The 4,352-nt window shown below is 41.8% G+C and carries 4 protein-coding genes; all 4 read left to right on the top strand.

Annotation, left to right across the window (positions count from 1 at the left end; genetic code table 11):
• Positions 1-638, top strand: a 638-nt coding sequence (locus tag VK664_RS26780) for an OB-fold nucleic acid binding domain-containing protein (RefSeq protein WP_461401800.1), incomplete at its 5' end; no start/stop codon positions are given.
• A gap of 222 nt (positions 639-860) precedes the next feature.
• Positions 861-1,178 carry a thioredoxin gene (gene trxA / locus VK664_RS26775; RefSeq protein ID WP_461401799.1) on the top strand — a complete coding sequence of 106 codons (318 nt, stop codon included), beginning with the start codon at positions 861-863 and terminating at the stop codon, positions 1,176-1,178.
• A 228-nt stretch (positions 1,179-1,406) separates the two neighbouring features.
• A complete protein-coding gene (locus tag VK664_RS26770) occupies positions 1,407-2,702 on the top strand; it encodes a NupC/NupG family nucleoside CNT transporter (protein ID WP_461401798.1) in 1,296 nt (431 codons plus the stop codon).
• Positions 2,703-2,895: 193 nt separating this feature from the next.
• Complete coding sequence (locus tag VK664_RS26765; RefSeq protein WP_461401797.1) at positions 2,896-4,242, top strand: IS4 family transposase; 1,347 nt, start codon at positions 2,896-2,898, stop codon at positions 4,240-4,242.
• The last annotated feature ends 110 nt before the right edge of the window (positions 4,243-4,352 follow it).

The following is a 4,352-nucleotide window of genomic DNA, read 5'->3' as shown; positions in this document are numbered from 1 at the left end:
ATGTTACCGGTATGTTTATGAGCGGTCATCCGCTGGATAACTTCCGGTTTGAAATAAAACACTACGGCATTACCCGGTTAGGTGAATTCAATGAGATTAAAGACGCTATAGGATTACAGGCCAGTCCCGGGCGTAGTTTCCGTCTGGCGGGTCTTGTTGTAGACGCCCAGCACCGGTTAACAAAAACTGGCCGCCAGTTTGGCTCATTTGTGATTGAAGACTATACCGGCAAGACTGAAATGATGCTTTGGAGCGATGATTACACCAGGTATGCCGCTTATCTGGAAAAAGGTAAGAATCTGTTCATTACTGGTAGTTTCAAACAGCGGTATAGTAAGCTGGAATTCGAATTCAAGATAGAAAAGATAATTTTATTGGAAAGCATTAAACAAATGCTGACAAAACAGGTTATAGTTGACATCGAAGCACGTTTTGTGGATGACGCGATGGTCAGCTTCCTGGAAAAAAATGTGAAATCCCACCCTGGCAGATCGGGGCTGAAATTTAACATTAGTGATGCCAGGTCGCAGAATAGGATAACAATGTACACGATGGAAACCGGTTTCGAAATGAATGACGAATTGGCTGCTTATTTGTATGATAATCAGGAATTAGAGGTGCAGGTTTTAACTAATTAATTTACAATATAATAAGCAGTTTTGACGTTGAAACAACGACCAATTGTCATATTTCAGGTGTTTAAGTGAGTAATGAACATGTGTGGAAATGTCAAACCTTCCGGTAATAGGGATTGGACGTAAATTTGACTCTTATATCCTGTCGGATTGAAATTCGGAGTTCAATATAAACAGAATGTAAATCGGTCAAAAAATTTAGAATAACAAATTAAAAATAAAACTATGGCATCAGAATTCAATGATTCAAATTTCCAGGATAAAGTAATTTCTTCAGAAAAACTTACAGTTGTTGATTTCTGGGCTGAGTGGTGTGGTCCTTGTCGCGCTATCGGCCCGGTCATCGAAGAACTTTCCAAAGAATATGATGGAAAAATTAACGTAGGAAAAGTTAATGTTGATCATAATCCTCAGTTGTCTGTCAACTATGGCATTACTTCCATTCCTGCTATCCTGTTCATAAAGGGTGGTAAAGTTGTAGACAAGTTGGTTGGGGCACAGCCAAAATCAAACTTTGTTAAAAAGATTGAACAACATATTTAAGGAAAATTAATTTAAGTACAAGCCGGTCGCTCCACGACCGGCTTTTTGTTTTAGGCTCCCCTCCTGCGAAGGAGGGGAAATGCCGAAGGCATGGGGTGGTTGTTCTTTGGTGTTACATCCAATTGACTGTTGTAAGACCAAAGAACAACCACCCCGTCGCTGCGCTCCTTCCCCTCCTTCGCAGGAGGGGAGTTAAAAAACAATTATCTTGTCAAAAACTAACACTGCATGAATCTTCATACGGACAATCTTCTCCGCGGGGTTTTGGGAATGTTCTTTTTGATAGTTGTATGTTTTGCGTTAAGCAATAATCGCCGGGCAATCAACTGGAAGCTTGTAATGATCGGAATTGTGGCTCAGATATGTTTTGCCCTCGGTGTTCTTAAAGTGAATTTCATCAAGATATTCTTTGTCTGGTTGTCCCGAAAATTTGTTGAAGTTATAAATATTGGTCACAAAGGAATCGAATTCATCTTTGGAAATCTTGCCGACCCCTCAGGAAACTGGGCTTATATTTTCGCAGTACAGGTTTTACCAAATATTATCTTTTTCTCCGCATTGTCTGCCATGCTATATTACCTCGGCATTCTTCAAAAAGTTGTTTATGTTTTTGCATGGATGCTTAAAAAAATAGGCATTTCAGGACCAGAAAGCGTTTCAACTGCTGCCAATATTTTTTTAGGACAAACAGAAGCACCCCTGATGATCCGGCCCTTCCTGGACAAAATGACAAGGTCGGAAATTCTTTGCATTATGGTTGGTGGCATGGCAAACACCGCCGGAAGTGTACTCGCTGCATACGTTGGATTTCTTGGTGGTAATGATCCCGATCAGCAGAACTATTTTGCACTGCATATGTTGAGTCAATCTATTATGAGTGCTCCGGCAGCCATTGTTATTTCTAAAATACTTTTTCCTCAAACTGATAATGTGATACGCGAGCTCCATGTTCCCCGTGAAAAAATCGGGGATAATTTTCTTGATGCGATATCACTTGGCACCACGGATGGCTTAAAGCTCGCAGTGAATGTTGGCGCTATGCTGATCGTATTTACTGCTCTTATGTACCTGTGTAACTGGATATTGGGATCGGTTGGATACTGGTTCAGCATCAACGATGATATTGCACGCGTTACTAACGGGCGATATGACTCTCTTTCCCTGCAAATGATATTGGGGTATGTATTCTCGCCGGTTGCCTGGCTTATTGGAGTGAATGGAAATGAGATGGTAGCCGTTGGTCAGCTGCTCGGAGAAAAAACCATTCTGAATGAATTCGTCGCATATGTGTCTTTTGGACAAATGAAAACCGCTGGCACGATTGCAGATCCGAAATCCATTTTGATCGCCACCTATGCGCTTTGCGGCTTTGCCAATTTTGCTTCCATTGGCATCCAGATCGGGGGGATCAGTCAGCTCGCACCTTCCCAACGAAAAAACTTAACAGAACTCGGTCTCAGGGCCCTGCTTGGTGGTACAATTGCTTGCTTGATGTGTGGATGTATTGCCGGGGCGTTAAGCTGATGGCTCCCCTCCTGCGAAGGAGGGGAAATGCCGAAGGCATGGGGTGGTTGTTCTTTGGTCTTCGAAAGTTATTAGGATGCAGTCACCAAAAAACAACCACCCCTGCCGTCTTCGACGCCTTCCCCTCCTTCGCAGGAGTAATGGCGCTAACTTAAAATAATTTATTATCTTTAAGTAATTAAACTTAAAGATAATGACACCAAATCGTTCTTTGGCTATAAGCAATGCATTTCGTTATCATAGTGATGAAAATATTTTGGGGGTGTTGCAGCAGGAATTTCCTCATTGGGTTTTATCGAAACATGATAATGCTGATACCGGTTCCCGTAATCGGGTGTTCACTGCTGGCAATACTTTGCTGACGATGATCTTGTCAGCAACGCAGCAGGACAAGACGCTCAAAAATTCAGTGGATCTTTATTACAAGATTCATCAGGATCACAAGCGGCAGGTTTTGGAGGAGTTAAATGATCAGGCACAGCAGCAGAAATTACTGGACCAGCAATCGGCTGCACCGTTAAAGGCGGGCCGCCCCAAGGTTTATAAAGTGCACCTGCCAAAAAGTTTGGACAAGGATATTTCTTTGAATACCGCAGCTTATAGCAAGGCGCGAGACCGGGTTTCTCTTGAACTAATACAGGATGTATTTAAAGCCAGCTGTATTGAGAATGTGCAGAACAATTATTCTCACTGGCATGGCTACAGGGTGATGATAACCGATGGAACTTATCTCCAGTTGCAGGATACGGCCGAAAACCAGGTTGATTATGCGGTTAAAAGTAAAGGTCAACCAACAACGGGTTACCCACAAGGGTTGTTGCAGGTAGTCATTGACAGAGGAAGCGGGCAGGTATGTGATTTTAAACTTTCAGACAGGCATACCAGTGAACTGCGGTTATTTTATGATATGCTTGATCACATTGAACCTGGCACCATTGTGTTGGCAGATGCATTATATGATTGTTATGAGATCATTGCAAAATGTATACGTAAGGATATTAAAATTGTTTTCCCGGTCAAGAAGCCAAGGAACTATGAAGTCATTGAAACCCTTGGCCCGGGCGATGAGCTAATAAGGATAAAACAACCCAAAGAAGCGAGCCCTTGGCTTAACCAAAGAGAACCCGCACCAACACTTACAATCAGAAGGATCGTTTGCAAGAGCCCTGATGGAATTGAATATATTTTGGCAACAACTGTTTTGGAAAACAACATTGACAAATACGATATTCAACAACTATATCTTACCCGATGGGATGTTGAAATAGGTATCAGAGAAATTAAGACAATTATGGACGTAAATATATTACGATCAAAAACGCCGGAGATGGCCCTCAAAGAGCTGACAGTATCCATAACAGCGTACAATCTGATTCGAAAAATCATCTATGCAAGTATAAAAGACTTGCCTTTTTCCCCCAAAGGAGATCTCATTGAAGAATTCTATTCGTTTAATAAGGATGTTCTTGTTGACAAAAAAGGACGTGTTTATAATAGATGGTCAACGGGTCGTCCAAGAACTCAAACAACTGATCAGTAAAAACATTCTGCAAACCAGGAAACCCAATCGAAAATACAAGCGGCAAACCAAAACAAGAGGATACCGCAAATATGGAAAGCCTAATTAATTACACTAAATTAGCGCCATTA

This window comes from Flavitalea sp., assembly GCF_035489435.1.
Taxonomy (GTDB): Bacteria; Bacteroidota; Bacteroidia; order Chitinophagales; family Chitinophagaceae; genus DATHKG01.
The sequence above is the reverse complement of the archived record's forward strand: the minus strand, read 5'-3'. Positions and strand labels throughout refer to the sequence as shown.

Excerpts from the sequence above, each read along its gene's own strand:
- VK664_RS26765 (WP_461401797.1), top strand. The coding sequence starts at position 2,896 with ATGACACCAAATCGTTCTTTGGCTATAAGCAATGCATTTCGTTATCAT.
- VK664_RS26770 (WP_461401798.1), top strand. The coding sequence starts at position 1,407 with ATGAATCTTCATACGGACAATCTTCTCCGCGGGGTTTTGGGAATGTTC.
- trxA (WP_461401799.1), top strand. The coding sequence starts at position 861 with ATGGCATCAGAATTCAATGATTCAAATTTCCAGGATAAAGTAATTTCT.